Below are 17,128 nucleotides of genomic sequence, written 5' to 3'. Positions count from 1 at the left end.
ATATGAAAAATTTGAATTTTGGTATAAAAGTTAACTTTTAAAACCAACATAAATTGAAACTGATCATATTAAAATTGAGATTAAACAACCATTATGGACGCTATTTTATCAAATATTAGTATTGCAATCAACGAAAAATTGTTTGTGAAAAATCCCGAAACTTCCACTTTAGGTAAGAAAATAATAGAAAACAGTATTTTGCTTATTGATGAAATAGGTTTTGAAAATTTTACATTCAAAAAGCTGGGAGAACGAATAGGATCTAATGAAAGTTCTATATACCGCTATTTTGAAAGCAAACACAAACTACTCCTTTACCTTTCTTCATGGTACTGGGGATGGATTGAGTACAAACTAGTATTTGCTACAAATAATATTCTTATTCCTATTGACCGATTAAAAAGAGCGATCACTATTGTTACCGAAAAAATAGAGGATGATTACGCCACAACGCATATCAATGAAAGTGTTTTGAACAAAATTATTGTTGCAGAGTTTACAAAAACACTACTCACTAAAGAAGTTGATGAAGAAAACAAAGAAGGCTTCTTTTTAGTTTACAAGAGAGTAATTAATAGATTGATAGAAATGATTAAGGATATAAATGAGGATTATCCTTTTGCTAAAAGCTTAGCCTCCTCTATTGTTGAAGGAGCCTTGCACCAACATTTTTTAAAAGACCATTTAAAAACCATAACAAATTGTAATGAAACCACTTCACCAACAGATTTTTACATAGATCTAGTAGAAAAAATTGCAAAATAAAAACTATGAAAAAAACACCATTAAAACGATTTTATAATTTACTTGCCTTAGATAGAAAGGATGTTTACCAAATTTTCTTCTATGCCATTTTTGCTGGATTAATAAGCTTATCTCTTCCGCTGGGTATTCAAGCTATTACAAATTTTATTCAATCTGGACGAGTAAGCGCCTCCTGGATTGTGTTAATTGTATTAGTTGTTTTTGGAGTAGCTTTAGTAGGGCTTTTATCTTTAATGCAACTCCGAATCACAGAAAACTTACAACAAAAAATATTTGTACGTTCCTCATTTGATTTTGGCGCTCGTTTACCCAAAATAAAAATAGAAGAACTATACAACACCTATCCCCCAGAACTTGCCAATCGTTTTTTTGATACTTTAGCCATTCAAAAAGGCACCTCTAAATTGCTTATTGACTTTTCGGCTGCCTTACTTCAAATTGTTTTTGGTATTATATTATTGTCATTATACCACCCCTATTTCATTGTTTTTGGAGCACTTTTATTTTTATTACTGTATTTTATATTTAAATTTTCGTACAAATATGGACTTGAAACGAGTTTAAAAGAATCGAAATTCAAATATAAAGTGGCAAGTTGGATTCAAGAAATGGCCAGAAACAGCTACAGTTTTAAAAACGATTTAAATTACAATTTTGGATTGCAAAAAAATGACAATTTAGTTAGTGATTACTTGTCATATCGTGAAAAACATTTTAAAATTATACAAAGACAATTTACCCAGTTAATTATTTTTAAAATAATAATCACGGCCAGTTTACTTTCTATAGGTGGTTTTTTAGTGCTATCACAACAAATGAACATCGGTCAATTTGTGGCTGCAGAAATCATCATCTTACTAGTCATCAACTCTGTAGAAAAAATAATTTTAGGACTTGAAACTTTTTATGATGTTCTTACTTCTATTGAAAAAATAGGACAAGTAACTGATCTTGAACTTGAAGAAGAATTACCATTTACTAGTGATACATGTTACAATAAAATATCTCTTGAAATGGAGAAAGTATATTTTAAATTCCCAGATTCGCCTACAGAAATCTTAAGCAACCTCTCCTTAAATATTGAACAAGGAGAACGCATTGCTATAGAAGGTGAAAACGGATCAGGAAAATCTACCATCATTAGAATCCTATCGGGTTTATTACAACCCACATCGGGAGCTTTGTTTATCAATGACGATACGTTTAAAAAGATAAACTTAAAACAATATCGTTCTCAAATAGGAACTATCATCACGGGAGAAACTCCGTTTGAAGGGACATTACAAGAAAACATCACTTTTAATGATAAATTTATCAGTGCCGATGATTTAAGATGGGCTATTGATGGTGTACAACTTACTTCATTTATAAAATCCTTACCAAATGGACTAGATACTGCTATTTTCCCCGAAGGAAAACAACTTTCATCCTCTAATGCTCAAAAGGTATTATTAGCTCGTAGCATCGTACATAAACCTAAAATTCTATTTTATGAAGACCCTACAGATAAAATGGATGCTGCAGTTGCAAAGGAAATTATAGATTTTATAACGTCAGAAAAACACAAATGGACCATTGTAGTATCATCAAAAAATCCATACTGGAAAACGAAATGCTCTAGAGTAATTATCATGAATAACGGTATAATAGAACAAGATTTAATAAATAATTAGGCATGCTAAACATATCCGAAAATAAAACAAAACTGCCGTCCTTTGATCGTTTCAAAACGGTACATAACTTGGCTAATAGACCTCATTACAAAATTTTAAATAAGATTATTGCTGCGGTTTCAGTGGTTGGAGTCATCGCTTTATTTTTACCTTGGACACAAAACATATCTGGAAGCGGTAGTGTTACCACATTAAAACCAGACCAGAGACCGCAATCCATACAAAGTGTTATTAGCGGTAGACTTGAAAAATGGTACGTACAAGAAGGAGATTATGTAAAAAAAGGAGATACCATAGTTTTTATATCCGAGATTAAGGAAGATTACATGGATCCAAACTTAGTACAAAATACTAGGAACCAAATCAATGCAAAAAAACAATCCTTAGAATCTTACAGTTTAAAAGTGACTACTTTATCAGGACAAATAGAGGCTATAGAACGAGAAAAAGAGCTTAAACTAGAACAAGCTCAAAACAAAATTAAACAAGCAGTATTAAAAATTAAAAGTGACAGCATTGATCTTGTGGCGGTAAAAACACAATTAAAAATTGCTAATACCCAATATAATCGTTCGGTTGCTTTAAACAAAGAAGGATTAAAACCACTTACAGATATTGAAGAAAAAAGACTGAAATTACAAGAAGTTGAAGCCAAGATTATTACGCAAGAAAATAAATACTTGACTAGTAAAAATGAATTTATAAATGCAAAAGTAGAAATTAACAGAATTAGTGCTGAGTATGCAGAAAAAGCATCAAAAGCTAATAGTGACAAATTTACTGCTTTAAGCAGCCAGTTTGATACGGATGCTCAAGTGAATAAGTTAGAAAATCAATATGCAAACTACAGTATCAGAAACGGTATGTATTATATCAAAGCATCTCAAAACGGCTATGTCAACAGAGCTATTCAATCTGGTATTGGAGAAACCATAAAAGAGGGAACCCCAATTGCTACTATTATGCCATCTGCCTATGATATTGCTGTAGAAACATTTGTAAACCCAATTGATTTACCACTTTTGAGTAAAGGTGAAAAAGTACGCGTTTGGTTTGATGGATGGCCTACAATTGTCTTTTCGGGTTGGCCTAATATGTCTTATGGAACCTTTGGTGGGAAAATTGTAGCCATTGAAAATTTCATCAGTGTAAACGGTAAATACCGAGTGCTAATTGCTCCTGATGAAAACGAAGATAAGTGGCCTAAACAATTAAGTATAGGAGCTGGTGCTCAAACCCTAGCCTTACTTAACAATGTTCCTGTATGGTTTGAACTTTGGAGAACACTCAACGGATTTCCACCTAATTATTACAAACCAGCTGCACAGCCTACAAAAGACAAGAAGTAATGAAACAAATACTAGTAGCGTTTTTATTTTTTTGCATCACATTATCTGCACAAACTACGGTTTCAAAGGAATTCACATACACTGAATTTTTAGGTTACGTAAAAAAATACCATCCTTTAGTAAAAAATGCTAACCTTGAGATAAGCAAAGCACAAGCTAACTTAATGATGGCAAGAGGTGGCTTTGATCCAAAAATAGAAGTCGATTTTAGCAATAAACAATTCAAAGACAAAGAGTATTATTCTATTTTAAACAGCAGCTTTAAAATCCCTACTTGGTATGGTATTGAAATTAAAGCTGGATTTGATAACAATGAAGGCATATACCTGAATCCCGAAAATACAGTACCTAATCAAGGGCTTACCTCTCTTGGAATTACGGTTCCATTAGGTCAAGGTCTTCTTATTAATCAAAGAATGGCCGATGTGAGGAAAGCAAAAATGCAATTACAACTTAGTGAAGCAGAGCGAAAATTAGAAGCAATTGCTGTTCTTTATGATGCTTCTCTGGCTTATTTTAATTGGAAAAGAAACTTTAATGAAGTAGAACTTTATGAAGAATACAATAAAAATGCTCAAATACGATTTAAAGGAATTCAATCTTTAATTATTCAAGGTGACAAGCCCGCTATAGATAGTGTTGAGGCAGGAATTATTGTAAAAAATAGAGCTTTAAGTCTTGAAGATTCTAAATTAAAACTTACCAAAGCCAAATTAGAACTTTCTAATTATTTATGGCTTGAGAACAACATTCCGCTCGAACTAGCTGAAGATTTAATTCCGGAAAGTCAATTAGAATTTACCATTCAGGAAAGTTTAAGAACTAATGATCTAGTTAATCAAGACTTTTCCATAACCAATCATCCTAAAATTAACGCCCTTGAAAGTAAGATTGATATGTTAACTGTAGATCAAAAACTCAAAGCCAACATGCTTTTACCCAAAATTGACATCGGTTACTCCTATCTTTCTGAACCAAGTTATATAGATAATTATCGTTTTGAAGATTACAAAATTGGATTGAATTTTTACTTTCCACTATTTTTAAGAAAAGAACGAGGTAGCCTTAAATTAGCTAAATTCAAAGTACAAGAAACTGAGTTTGCTTTAAATCTTGAAAAAGTACAATTGACCAACAAGATTAATGCTCAAAAGACAGAAATTGAATCCTTATTAAAACAAAAGGAATTAATAAAAGGTTTGGTAAAAGACAATCAAACCATGCTCAACTCTGAGGAACGCTTGTTTTCTTTTGGCGAAAGCTCACTGTTTTTAATCAATACTAGAGAGAACAATTTAGTGAGTGCGCAACTCTCAAAAATAGCATTGGAAAACCGCTTTTACATTTCAAATTCGGAGCTGTTTAAAATTATGGCCAATCCGGATTAAATAATTATAAAATCGTACTTTTGCCAACTGAAAATTCGAAATTATGATTATAGCAAAGTCACGTGAAGAAATAGAATTAATGCGCGAAAGTGCCTTAATCGTATCCAAAACTTTAGGAATGATTGCCTCTGAGATCAAAGAAGGTGTAACAACATTATACTTAGACAAACTTGCCGAAGCCTTTATTCGTGATCACGGCGCAGTACCAAGTTTCTTAGGATTGTACGGTTTTCCTAATTCATTATGCATGAGTCCAAACTCACAAGTAGTTCATGGAATCCCAAACAACAAACCATTAGAAAGTGGTGATGTTATTTCAGTGGATTGCGGGGCTTTCAAAAACGGATATCATGGTGATCATGCCTACTCTTTCGAAATTGGAGAAGTGGCACCAGAAACAAAAAAATTACTACAAGTTACAAAGGAATCCTTGTACGTAGGAATTCGCGAACTCCGTCTAGGAAATCGTGTGGAAGATGTGGGTAATGCTATTCAAAAATATACCGAAGCACATGGATATGGTGTAGTGCGTGAGCTGGTAGGTCACGGCTTAGGCCAAAAAATGCATGAAGATCCAGAAATGCCAAATTATGGTAAAAAAGGTCGTGGTAAACTTTTTATTGAAGGTATGGTGGTTGCCATAGAACCGATGATCAATATGGGAACCCGCAACATCAAACAACATAAAGACGGCTGGACAATAACTACTGCCGATGGAAAACCATCAGCTCATTTTGAACACGATGTAGCCATTATCGATGGAAAACCTGAAATTTTATCCACTTTTGCATACATCTATAAAGAACTGGGAATTGTGAGCAATGAAGAAGATGAATTTAGAAAAGTGCCATTGGTGATGTAAATTATTTCACGAAGATTCGCAAAGAAATCGCAGAGATTCACAAATTTCTATTCAACAATGGTAACCAAATGGAAGAAGAACTATCAAAAATTCCTGCTGATTTAGAATCACTTTCTTATAAAATAATAGGGTTAGCAATTGAAGTTCATAGACAATTAGGCCCTGGCCTATTAGAGTCAGCTTACCAACAATGTCTCTTTTATGAAATAAAAAAAGCAGGTTTTAAAGTTGAAAAAGAAGTAATGCTACCAATTATTTATAAAGAAATAAAAATTGATCATGGATATAGAATTGATTTGCTAATTGAAGACAAACTAGTAGTCGAATTGAAAACTGTTGAAAGTTTTACTTCGGTACATTTTGCTCAAATTTTAACATATTTGAAATTAGGACAATATCCTCTAGGGTTACTAATCAATTATAATTCAAAAATTTTAAAAAACAATATTAAACGATTCATTAACACCGCTAGAGAATTGTAAAACTTTGCGAATCTCTGCGACTTCTTTGTGAATCTCTGTGTAATAAACTATGAAAAGACTTTTCAAAACCATCCTCAATACCATTCCGCGTCCGCTTTTAATTCGTTTGAGTTATGTTGCACGCCCTATAATAGCCTTTACTCTTAAAGGAGATAAATTCACTGATCCTATTGACGGCAAAAGCTTTAAATCGATGTTACCATACGGATACGAAACGCAACGCAACAATGTGCTATCGCCAAGTACGCTTTCATTAGAGAGACATCGCTTGTTGTGGTTATACCTCAACGAACAAACAGATTTTTTTACAGCGCCAAAAAAAGTTTTGCATTTTGCTCCTGAACAAGCTTTTTACAAATTGTTTCGCAAACAAAAAAACTTAGATTATACCACCACCGATTTGTTTTCGCCGTTGGCAGATGTGAAAGCAGATATTTGCAATTTGCCTTTCAAGGACAATCAATACGATGTTGTTTTGTGCAACCACGTTTTGGAACACATTCCAGACGATACCAAAGCGATGCAGGAATTGTATCGTGTGTTGAAACCAGGTGGAATGGCTATTTTACAAATTCCGCAGGATTTAAAAAGAGACGTAACTTTTGCGGATGACAGCATTACCGACCAGAAAGAACGTGCCAAAATATTTGGCCAATACGACCACGTGCGCATTTACGGTCGTGATTATTTTGACAAATTAAGAAGCATAGGTTTTACAGTTGTTGAAGAGGATTACACTAACAAAATTGCTCCTGAACTAGTCGAAAAATACTGTTTGGCCAAAGGAGAAATTATCCCAGTTTGTTTTAAATAATTATTGTAAAATAAAAGCCGAGTTAGATTCCACAAATTAGCACAAATTAATCTGTGTAAATTTGTGGAATCTTTGTTTAAAAAAACTAAATAATTAAATAACGTATTGCTTTTGGAACCCGAAAATCATTTCCAGTTTTGCTTTGATCTTAGTCTTGAAGCGAAACTCAATTGCTATATCCCTACTTCGTATGTAGTTGGTCATGTGGATACTATCACGTATTTAGAAAAAAAAGCAAGTTCAGAAGTCCTGCAGAGTATGGGCGTTGAGACAAAAAAACTCCCGCTTGCAACGCAAAAAACACTTAGCATTTGCGAAAGCTTGCAACCAGAAGTCTTGTTTAAAAAATACCGAACAAAAAGTAAAGCTGCCAAGAAGATTGAGGACTTATTGCAAGACGAGAAATTAAAATTCGGAATTACACAATTCATACAACTGCAATTAGCATCCTTTTATGCTTTAGTTCGCGAACATGATTTTCCGCTTTCGTTTCAATTAGGTAAAGAAAAAGATTTTCGTATCAGTCGTATTGGCACTCAAAATCCAGCTTTAGAAACCGAACTGCATTTTGATAAACACGAAAACGGAATTTCATATACTTTACAACTAAAGGAAAATGACCTTGCTTTTTATCCCTCGAACACAACAGTAACATTGTTGTTAGACGAACCGGGATGGTTGGTTTCACACCATAAACTGTATGCGTTAAAAAGCATCAATTCCAAAAAAGTAACCCCTTTTTTAAATAAAAAAACGGTCGAAATTCCTTCGAAATTAGTACCCGACTATTTTGAAAAATTCATTAAAGACATTGCCCAAAAAGTAGATATTAGCGCCACGGGGTTTGAGGTGATTACCCAAACCAGTATTCGTTCTTGCAACCTACAATTGGTGCATGATTTTTTTAAAAACACCTATTTCATCAGTCTTTCTTTTGATTATGATGGATACGTTTTTGATGCCACTAAAACCAAAAATACGCATACTGAAATTGATTTAAAAGACTTAGAGAACATAAAATTAATCCAATACAAGCGCAGTCAAGGTGAGGATAAATTTACGGAATCCCTGCAAACGCTTGGTTTTGGCAAACAAGAAAATCAGCTTTTTGGACTTTTGCAAAAACCAGAACAAAAAGACACCTACGCTTGTGTGCAATGGGCATTAGAAAATCGTGTAAAATTAGAATCAGTAGGTTTTTCGTTAGAGAATCTTAAAATCGACGGAAAAAATATTGATAATAATGCAGTTACCATTACATTCTCCAACACCATACAAAACGATTGGTTTGATATTAAAATGACTGTAGTTTGTGATGATTTTAAATTCAATTTCAGCGACTTGATTCCGAATATAAAAAGCCAAAATCGCTTGTTTCTCTTACCCAATGGGAATTATTTTTTAATTCCCATTGAATGGATGACGCGTTACGGAGCTATGGCTAAGCTGGCTAAAATCAACAACGGAACTATGGCAGTGCTCAAAAGTAATTTTGGTGTTTTTGAAGACATCCCGCAATTAAAACAGACCTTGCATGTAAAAGAAACGGTTCAATACCAACCTTCGCCTTTGGTTAAAGCCACGTTGCGACCGTACCAAATAGTAGGCGTACAATGGCTTTTGGAACATTACAACAATGGTTTAGGCGCTTGCTTGGCCGATGATATGGGATTGGGAAAAACATTGCAAACCCTATCAACACTGGTCGCTGTACAAGAAAAATTAGATTTTGAAAAAGCCGAAAACATACAACTCGATTTGTTTGGCAATGAAATTCCTGTAGCCAAAGAATACCTAAAAGCTTTGATTGTGCTTCCCTCCTCTTTGGTGTTCAACTGGTACAACGAAGCTAGAAAGTTTACGCCTCATTTCAGGAGAATTCAATATGTGGGACAAGAGCGTAAACTAATTTCTAAAAAATTAGAAAAATACGACTTGATCTTTACGAGTTATGCGGTGGTGGCGAGAGATCTTTCCATTTTACAAAAGTATAAATTTCGTTTTTTGATTTTGGACGAAAGTCAATACATCAAAAATAAAAACTCGAAAATTTTTCAAGCCATAAATCAAATTCAAACTAGCCATAAAATTTCTCTGAGTGGTACTCCTATCGAAAACTCATTGGACGATTTGTGGTCACAAATGCAATTTATCAATCCGAATATTTTGGGGAGTTACGCTTTTTTTGCAGAGCATTACAAAATTCCAATCGAGAAAAACCAAGACGAAAACAGTCTGTCAGAATTAAGAAATTTAGTCAGTCCGTTTATTTTACGCCGAACGAAAGAACAAGTTTTAAAAGACTTACCGGAACTCTCGGAACAAGTTTTCTATTGTGATATGGAACCCGAACAAGAGAAATTGTACGAAGAAGAAAAGTCAAAAGCAAGAAACGCACTTTTAAAAACTGATGGTTCTGGCATTGACAAAATCAATATTATCAATACGTTGATGCGCTTACGGCAATTGAGCAATCATCCTAAAATGATTGATAAAAAATCAGAACTTGATTCTGGGAAATATATTGCGGTGACCCGATATTTGGAAACATTAGTGCAATCCAATCAAAAAACGATAGTATTCAGTTCGTTTGTATCCAACTTGGAATTTTATAAAAAATGGAGCATCGAAAACAAAATTGATTTTTGTGAATTGACTGGTGCAACTCCACAAAATGAACGCGCGTATCAAGTGCAAAAATTTCAAGAACAAGAGCGCTCAAAATTGTTTTTCATTTCCTTAAAAGCGGGTGGCGTGGGACTCAATATTACTAAAGCTTCTTATGTCTTGTTCTTGGACCCATGGTGGAATCCTTTTGCTGAAAAGCAAGGAATTGGTCGGGCTCATCGTATTGGACAGTTGAACAAAGTAAATGTCGTTCGATTCATTACCAAGAATACCGTCGAGGAAAAAATCATTCGTTTGCAGGAAAACAAAAAACTGCTTTCGGATGCACTACTTGATGAAAACCACATCAGCCCTGATATTGAAGAAAATTTAGATTTTATATTGGCATAAAAAAACCTGCTACTTCAATGAAATAGCAGGTTTTAGTTTTAAGACTAAAAAATTATTTTTTCTCTGGCATCAATATACCTATCACTTTATCCTTAGTAAGATATTGTTTGGCGATGTTCTGAATATCTTTGGCAGTAACGGCATTTACCATTTCTTCCATTTTCAAAACATCTTCAGGATTAGATGCATTTAAATACGATCTTGTCAAGTTAGACAACCAAAAACGGTTCTCTTTACTATCTTTTCTAAAATCGGCTAATTCACCTTCTTTGAATTTAGCAATATCTTTCTCATCTGGTCCTTTGTCAATAATGTTTTGAAGTTCTTTCAATGCAGATGCAGTCAACTTTTCAGCATTCTCTGGTCCGCAAGGGAAACCTATCGAAAAATTATACGATCCGTAAGGCATTTTGCTGATGCTTCCTCTAGCATTTACACCATACACACCACTTTCGTTTTCACGCAATTGCTCTACCAGTTTAATAGTAAGTACTTCCCCTAAAGCTTGCATACTCATAGCATCTTTAGCAGAATATTTAGCATCACCATAAAACATGATGGTCACGTTACTCTTTGGATCTGCTCCTTTATTTACTACTTTTTTCAAGTCGCCTTTTAACATTCTATATCCTAAATCTACTGCTTTTTCTTTTTTATCATTCGCTGGTAATGAGGCAATATATTTTGTAGCCATAGCTTCGATTGTTGCATCATCAACATTTCCTACGAAGAAAAATTCAAAATCAGCAGCATTTGCAAAACGCTCTTTGTATTTTTCGTAAGCCAATTTATAATCGGTATCAGCCCATGATTTATCAGTAGGCATGATTCCAAAAAAGCGTGGATTATTCTGGTTCAAATAAGTATAAAACTCCTGTTGGAAGTAATTTTGTGGCGTAGAAGCCATATTTTTGAAAAAGCTTGATTGTTTTTGCTTAAAGCCTTCAAAAGCTTCTTGATCAAAATTTAAATCTGTAAAATAAGCATAAGTCATTTGGAAAAGATATTCTAAATCCTTAGGTGTTGAAGAACCTCTTAAACCTTCGGTAATCCCACTAATATAAGGATTCACTCTCGCTATTTTACCCGTCATGAATTTATTTATATCGTTCAATTTTAATCCTGAGAAACCAGCCTCAGCAAGTGCTCCATTGGCAAACTGAACTTTTTTCATTTCTTCATTCGAATACAAATTAGACCCTCCTAAACTAACCGCTTCAAAAAGCACTTCGTCATTTTTAAAATCGGTGTTTTTATACGTCACTTTAGCACCATTGGAAAGAACTAAGGTTTTTGTACCCAATTTATCATTACTACTTCTGCTTACCACTGTTCCCGCTTTTACCTCTTTTCTAAGCAAGCTAGTAGCCACTGCAGCATCTTCGTAAGGTTTTAATTCGTCAGTATTCACTTTTATTGCAGCTAATACTTCTTGCTCTGTTACTTTCTTCAAGCCTTCTTTTTCAGGACCCGTTAAAATGATAACTCGGTTATCCTCTTTAACGTACTCTTTAATTAACCCATTTACATCTTTAAGATCAATCATCGGTAAGATTTGCTTAAAGGTTTGAAAAGTCCATTCAATTCCTGGAGCTGGCTCGTTTTCAAGGAAATTTGCTTGTAACTCCCCAACAAAGTTCTCTGAATTCGTTTTACTTCTATCATTGTATGCTTTTTCAATAGAAGCCATAAATTCAGACTTAGCACGGTCTAACTCTCCTTGTGTGAATCCAAATTTCTTAGCACGCTCGTTTTCTGTTACCAATGTTTTCAAGGCACTTAGTTGCTTGTCTTCTGATGACATTGCCACAGATTGATATCCTTTTTTGGTTCTTGCAAAAGTACCACCATAATAAGAATACCCATAAGTGAAAGGTGGTGTTGCAGAATTGGTCAATTCATCAAGACGCGTATTTAAAAGCGTTGCAAATAAATTCTCGATCATGTAATTTTTAAAATCACCTAGATTTACCATTTTCTTAGGTGCAGCATAATCTTTGTACAATAATTGTACTTGTGTATTCGATGCTTCTTTGTCGCTTTCTACAGCTACAAAAGTTTCTTTGTGATTAGGAACTTCAAATACTTTTCTTGGTTTTTCATTTGCAGGATTTTTATAAGAAGAGAAGTGAGAAACAATTTTTTTCTCCATTTCGGCTACATCAATATCACCTACTACAATAACACTCATTAAGTTAGGACGGTACCAATCTTTGTAAAAATTAATTAAGGACTGATGTTTGAACTTTTCTAATACCTCTTTTTGACCAATTGGCAAACGAGTAGCGTATTTTGAATCGTGCATCATTTTAGGAAGATAACGACCCATCATTCTTTTTCCAGCGCCAAGACCTAAACGATATTCTTCAAGAACAACACCTCTTTCTTTATCAATTTCTTCTGGTGTCAAAACAGTGTTGAAAGCCCAGTCCTCAATGATTTGAAATCCTTTTTCTAATTTTTCAGGATCATCTGATGGAATTGGTAAAAAATATACCGTTTCATCAAAGCTAGTGTATGCATTTAAATGTTGTCCAAATTTAACCCCAATACTTTGAAGGTAATCTACCAATTGATTTTTAGGAAAACGCTTAGTTCCATTAAAGCACATGTGCTCCATGAAATGCGCTAATCCTTGCTGATCATTTTCCTCAAGAATAGAACCTGCATTAACAACCAGTCTAAGATCTACTTTCTTTTCTGGTTTGGCATTTTTCTTGATGTAATACGTTAACCCGTTAGGTAATTTTCCTGTTTTGACCGAAGGGTCTAAGGGAATTGCTGTTGAAAAATCCATTTGCTGTGCAAAAACAGCCGCTGGAAACAACATCATACCCAGAACCAAATTTGTGATTTTTTTCATAAGTTTTGTTAGTTTAGGGTAAAAATAATACAATCTTACTAATTTATTGCTTAGTTATATTTTATTTAACAGAAATTACACACGAAAGAAATTGCTAAAACAGTTGCTAATAATGGAATAACACAAAGGTTATTCTTATCTTTACCAAAATAAAAAAACCATAAAATGAATAAATTTTTTGTTTTTATTGCTCTCTTATTGGGAACTATTGTACAAGCACAACCCGAAAAAGAAATTGATCCACCGTACCACATAAAAACTGTTTCATTCATCCAAAACGATCAAAATATCGTTCCGTTCATAAAACTTGGCGAAGGATTTCAATTAGAATTTGATGATCTTTACGGCAATGAGGCTAATTATTACTATGAAATCATCCACTGTGATTACAACTGGAATCCCACTCCTATCCCTAAAATTGAATACCTAGACGGCTTTGACAATCAAAGAATACAAGATCACACCAACTCTTTCAACGCCTTACAAATCTATTCTCATTACAAATTAGCTTTTCCAAACCAATTTACACAACGCCTTAAAATTAGTGGAAACTACATCCTTAAAATTACCGATGATAATAAGGAGGTAGTTTTTTCTAGAAAATTCATTCTCTATGAAGACCTTGTTACGGTTCCTTTACAAATAAAAAGAGCAAGAACTGTACAAAGTAATGACGCCAAGCACAATCTTGATTTTAGCATTAAATCCAGTGCAATCACCTTTCAAAACCCTATAAAAAATGTAAAAGTGCTTATTTTACAAAATGCTCAGTTCAAAACAGCCTTAAAAAATATCCCACCGCAGTTTACAATAGGCAATGATTTAGTTTATAAATACGATACCGAAACGCAGTTTTGGGCTGGAAATGAATTCTTATTTTTTGAAAACAAAGACATCCGATCAGCCAGTAATAACGTTGCCAGAATAGATTCTAGCACTCCTATATACGGCACCCTTTTACATACAAGTCCTGCTCGTGGTAACTTTCCTTACCTTTTTACTCAAGATGCTAATGGTACCTTTGTAGTAAAAAACATTAACACCCAAAAAAGTGAAATAGAGGCCGATTATGCTTGGGTATACTTCAACCTTTCTGCGCCTGCTTTTCAGTTAAAAAAAAGTATTTACGTTACAGGAATGTTCAACAACTATGCATTGACTCCCGAGTATAAAATGGAATACAACCCAAAAAATGGTCGATACGAAAAAGCAATTTTAATCAAGCAAGGATTCACTAATTTTCAATACACTATTGCCGATGATAAGGGTATAATTGACCTCGAAAATAACGTAGATGGTAATTTCTATCAAACTGAAAATGAGTACACCATATTAGTTTACTATAGAGAAGGTATTGATAGGTATGAGCGCGTTGTAGGCAAAGGAGTAGCCAACTCACTAAATATAATTAACTAGAAAAATCTTTTTATCATATAGCCGCATGTAGATCATTTTTTTGTAAATTTGTCAATAATAATTACGTATTTATCCATTATATATGGTTTCTCAAATAACAAGAGGCATAAAAATTTCAGTTTTAACTAGTTTTGAAGGCACTTACTTCAAGAACTACAAGATTCATTTTGCCTTTAGTTACGTAATTACCATAGAAAACCACAGTAAAGATTCAGTACAATTAATTTCACGTCATTGGGAAATCTTTGATTCTCTTAACGATATTGAAATTGTGGATGGCGAAGGCGTTATTGGAAAAAAACCAGTATTAAAACCAGGTGAACAACACACTTACAGTTCAGGTTGCTTGCTATCATCACCGTATGGAGCTATGAAAGGGCACTTCAACATGATTAACTTTACCTCAACTAGAAATTTCAAAGTAATAGTTCCTGCTTTCAGACTTTGTGCACCATTTGCACTTAATTAATATATCTACTTAGGAGCACATCCTGCTATCCATTTCAAGTTTTTAAGTGTCAAGCACGTTTTGCTAGCCCTAAAAAGAGCTTCTTGCAGTCGCTTTTTTAGCGCTGCAAAATCGGCTTTCCATCATAAAAAGCTTTCCATTACTATCAGGGCTACAATCTAGATTAAGAACAACAAGATGCTTTAGATTACTTTAAAAAATATCAAATCTTTAAAGAAACCTTTGTACTTTTGTTTTTAGTTTAAAAACAATACAACACTATTTTTAACCCAATAAAAACATCAACATGTTAAAAGGATTTTTTCACGTACCCAATGCAGTAAACGAAACTGTAAAAAGCTATGCCCCTAATTCGCCAGAACGAGCAGCGGTTTCAGCAGCATACGCCGAAATGTGGAACGCTACAGTAGACGTTCCTCTTTATATAGGAAACGAAGAAGTTAGAACAGGAGACACTAAAAAAATGTCTGCTCCTCATGACCACCAGCATATTGTAGGGGTATATCACCAAGCCGAAAAAAAACATATAGAAGCTGCAATTTCAACAGCACTTGAAGCTAAAGAAGACTGGGCTAAAATGGCTTGGGAGCAACGCGCTGGAATTTTCTTAAAAGCAGCAGAATTATTAGCTGGTCCTTACAGAGCTAAGATCAATGCAGCAACAATGATTGCACAGTCTAAAACAATATACCAAGCAGAAATTGACGCCGCTTGTGAATTAATTGACTTTTTACGTTTCAACGTACAGTACATGACACAAATTTACAACGAGCAACCAAAATCTACTGCTGATATGTGGAACCGTGTTGAATACAGACCTCTTGAAGGATTTGTATACGCCATTACTCCTTTTAACTTTACAGCAATTGCTGGAAACTTACCTACAAGTGCGGCCTTAATGGGTAACGTTGTAGTTTGGAAACCTGCAGCAACTCAAGTGTACTCTGCCAACTTATTGATGCAAATTTTTAAAGAAGCTGGTTTACCAAATGGTGTTATCAACATGGTAATGGGAGACTCAGGAATGATCACCGAAACCTTATTGGCTAGCCGTGATTTAGCTGGAGTTCACTTTACAGGATCTACAGGAGTATTTAATGATATTTGGGCAAAAATTGGTACTAATATCAGCAAATACAAAACATATCCACGTATTGTAGGTGAAACTGGTGGTAAAGATTTCATCATTGCGCACCCATCTGCTCACTCAAAACAAGTTAGCACAGGTATAGCACGTGGTGCTTTTGAGTATCAAGGTCAAAAATGTAGCGCTGCTTCACGCGTGTACATTCCGCAAAGTTTATGGCCAGCTGTACAAGCTGAATTAGAAGCTGATTTAAAATCAATGAAAATGGGATCGCCACAAGATATGAGCAACTTTATCACTGCGGTAATCTCTGAAGGTTCATTTGATAAATTGGCGAAAGCTATTGACCAAGCCAAAGCTGATGCAGATGCAGAGGTAATTATCGGTGGAAATTATGACAAATCAAAAGGGTACTTTATAGAGCCAACGGTTATTTTAACTACCAATCCAAAATACGCTACAATGGAAACTGAATTATTCGGACCAGTTGTAACTATTTATGTTTACGAAGATGCTAAATGGGCAGAAACTTTAGAATTAGTAGACACTACATCAGAGTACGCTTTGACAGGAGCTGTTTTCAGTCAAGACCGATATGCTATTGAAGAAGCTACTGTGAAATTACAAAACGCAGCTGGTAACTTCTACATCAATGATAAACCAACAGGAGCAATTGTAGGAATGCAACCGTTTGGTGGAGCAAGAGGATCAGGAACAAATGATAAAGCAGGATCTATGCAAAACTTATTGCGTTGGACTTCTGCAAGAACCATCAAAGAAACTTTTGTAACTCCAGTTGATTACAGATACCCATTTTTAGGAGAGTAGTTTTTAGTCCTAAAGTTTTAAAGTCAAAAGTCTTTAAAGCATTTTAGTAAATACCAATAAGCCGAATCTAAAGTTTTAGATTCGGCTTTTTTGAATATTTTATATTAAATATGT

At 34.2% G+C, this 17,128-nt stretch carries 12 protein-coding genes; 11 read left to right on the top strand and 1 reads right to left on the bottom strand.

The window, feature by feature from the left end; all coding sequences use genetic code 11:
- Positions 1 to 93: 93 nt before the first annotated feature.
- The 8 genes from FPG59_RS07385 to FPG59_RS07350 all read left to right on the top strand — a co-directional run bounded on the left by FPG59_RS07385 (position 94) and on the right by FPG59_RS07350 (position 10,351).
- On the top strand, positions 94 to 765 hold the full coding sequence (locus FPG59_RS07385) for a TetR/AcrR family transcriptional regulator (RefSeq protein WP_086453983.1): 672 nt from the start codon (positions 94 to 96) through the stop codon (positions 763 to 765).
- 5 nt (positions 766 to 770) lie between these two features.
- On the top strand, positions 771 to 2,438 hold the full coding sequence (locus tag FPG59_RS07380) for a peptidase domain-containing ABC transporter (RefSeq protein ID WP_086453982.1): 1,668 nt from the start codon (positions 771 to 773) through the stop codon (positions 2,436 to 2,438).
- A 2-nt stretch (positions 2,439 to 2,440) separates the two neighbouring features.
- Positions 2,441 to 3,787 carry an HlyD family secretion protein gene (locus FPG59_RS07375; RefSeq protein WP_086453981.1) on the top strand — a complete coding sequence of 449 codons (1,347 nt, stop codon included), beginning with the start codon at positions 2,441 to 2,443 and terminating at the stop codon, positions 3,785 to 3,787.
- Complete coding sequence (locus FPG59_RS07370; RefSeq protein WP_086453980.1) at positions 3,787 to 5,175, top strand: TolC family protein; 1,389 nt, start codon at positions 3,787 to 3,789, stop codon at positions 5,173 to 5,175. Before FPG59_RS07375 ends, FPG59_RS07370 begins: the two co-directional genes overlap by 1 nt.
- A 43-nt stretch (positions 5,176 to 5,218) precedes the next feature.
- Entirely contained in the window at positions 5,219 to 6,037 is an 819-nt protein-coding gene (gene map, locus FPG59_RS07365) for a type I methionyl aminopeptidase (RefSeq protein ID WP_086453979.1), read from the top strand.
- A 68-nt stretch (positions 6,038 to 6,105) separates the two neighbouring features.
- Positions 6,106 to 6,519, top strand: coding sequence for a GxxExxY protein (locus tag FPG59_RS07360; RefSeq protein WP_086453978.1), 414 nt, complete (start codon positions 6,106 to 6,108; stop codon positions 6,517 to 6,519).
- Positions 6,520 to 6,568: 49 nt separating this feature from the next.
- Entirely contained in the window at positions 6,569 to 7,333 is a 765-nt protein-coding gene (locus tag FPG59_RS07355; RefSeq protein WP_086453977.1) for a class I SAM-dependent methyltransferase, read from the top strand.
- Between the two features lie 111 nt (positions 7,334 to 7,444).
- A complete protein-coding gene (locus tag FPG59_RS07350) occupies positions 7,445 to 10,351 on the top strand; it encodes a DEAD/DEAH box helicase (protein WP_086453984.1) in 2,907 nt (968 codons plus the stop codon).
- Positions 10,352 to 10,403: 52 nt separating this feature from the next.
- Here FPG59_RS07350 and FPG59_RS07345 read toward each other — a convergent pair whose 3' ends face one another.
- A complete protein-coding gene (locus FPG59_RS07345; protein ID WP_086453976.1) occupies positions 10,404 to 13,214 on the bottom strand; it encodes a pitrilysin family protein in 2,811 nt (936 codons plus the stop codon).
- Positions 13,215 to 13,379: 165 nt separating this feature from the next.
- Between FPG59_RS07345 and FPG59_RS07340 the strand changes: the two genes are divergently transcribed.
- From FPG59_RS07340 to pruA, 3 genes are all read left to right on the top strand, one after another.
- Positions 13,380 to 14,630 (top strand): DUF5103 domain-containing protein, encoded by a 1,251-nt coding sequence (locus tag FPG59_RS07340; protein ID WP_086453975.1) that lies wholly within the window; start codon positions 13,380 to 13,382, stop codon positions 14,628 to 14,630.
- 82 nt (positions 14,631 to 14,712) lie between these two features.
- Positions 14,713 to 15,099, top strand: a complete 387-nt coding sequence (gene apaG, locus FPG59_RS07335; RefSeq protein ID WP_086453974.1) for a Co2+/Mg2+ efflux protein ApaG — start codon at positions 14,713 to 14,715, stop codon at positions 15,097 to 15,099.
- 286 nt (positions 15,100 to 15,385) lie between these two features.
- Entirely contained in the window at positions 15,386 to 17,014 is a 1,629-nt protein-coding gene (pruA, locus tag FPG59_RS07330; RefSeq protein ID WP_086453973.1) for an L-glutamate gamma-semialdehyde dehydrogenase, read from the top strand.
- Positions 17,015 to 17,128: the final 114 nt, after the last annotated feature.

Origin of the sequence: Flavobacterium sp. FPG59 (assembly GCF_002150205.1) — a bacterium.
In the GTDB taxonomy this organism is placed as follows: Bacteria; Bacteroidota; Bacteroidia; order Flavobacteriales; family Flavobacteriaceae; genus Flavobacterium.
This window is presented reverse-complemented; position numbering and strand designations above follow the sequence as displayed.

Bases quoted from the DNA above. Each gene is read 5' to 3' on its own strand.
- FPG59_RS07345 (WP_086453976.1), bottom strand. From the start codon at position 13,214: ATGAAAAAAATCACAAATTTGGTTCTGGGTATGATGTTGTTTCCAGCG.
- FPG59_RS07375 (WP_086453981.1), top strand. From the start codon at position 2,441: ATGCTAAACATATCCGAAAATAAAACAAAACTGCCGTCCTTTGATCGT.
- map (WP_086453979.1), top strand. From the start codon at position 5,219: ATGATTATAGCAAAGTCACGTGAAGAAATAGAATTAATGCGCGAAAGT.
- FPG59_RS07370 (WP_086453980.1), top strand. From the start codon at position 3,787: ATGAAACAAATACTAGTAGCGTTTTTATTTTTTTGCATCACATTATCT.
- FPG59_RS07360 (WP_086453978.1), top strand. From the start codon at position 6,106: ATGGAAGAAGAACTATCAAAAATTCCTGCTGATTTAGAATCACTTTCT.
- apaG (WP_086453974.1), top strand. From the start codon at position 14,713: ATGGTTTCTCAAATAACAAGAGGCATAAAAATTTCAGTTTTAACTAGT.
- FPG59_RS07355 (WP_086453977.1), top strand. From the start codon at position 6,569: ATGAAAAGACTTTTCAAAACCATCCTCAATACCATTCCGCGTCCGCTT.
- pruA (WP_086453973.1), top strand. From the start codon at position 15,386: ATGTTAAAAGGATTTTTTCACGTACCCAATGCAGTAAACGAAACTGTA.
- FPG59_RS07380 (WP_086453982.1), top strand. From the start codon at position 771: ATGAAAAAAACACCATTAAAACGATTTTATAATTTACTTGCCTTAGAT.
- FPG59_RS07340 (WP_086453975.1), top strand. From the start codon at position 13,380: ATGAATAAATTTTTTGTTTTTATTGCTCTCTTATTGGGAACTATTGTA.
- FPG59_RS07385 (WP_086453983.1), top strand. From the start codon at position 94: ATGGACGCTATTTTATCAAATATTAGTATTGCAATCAACGAAAAATTG.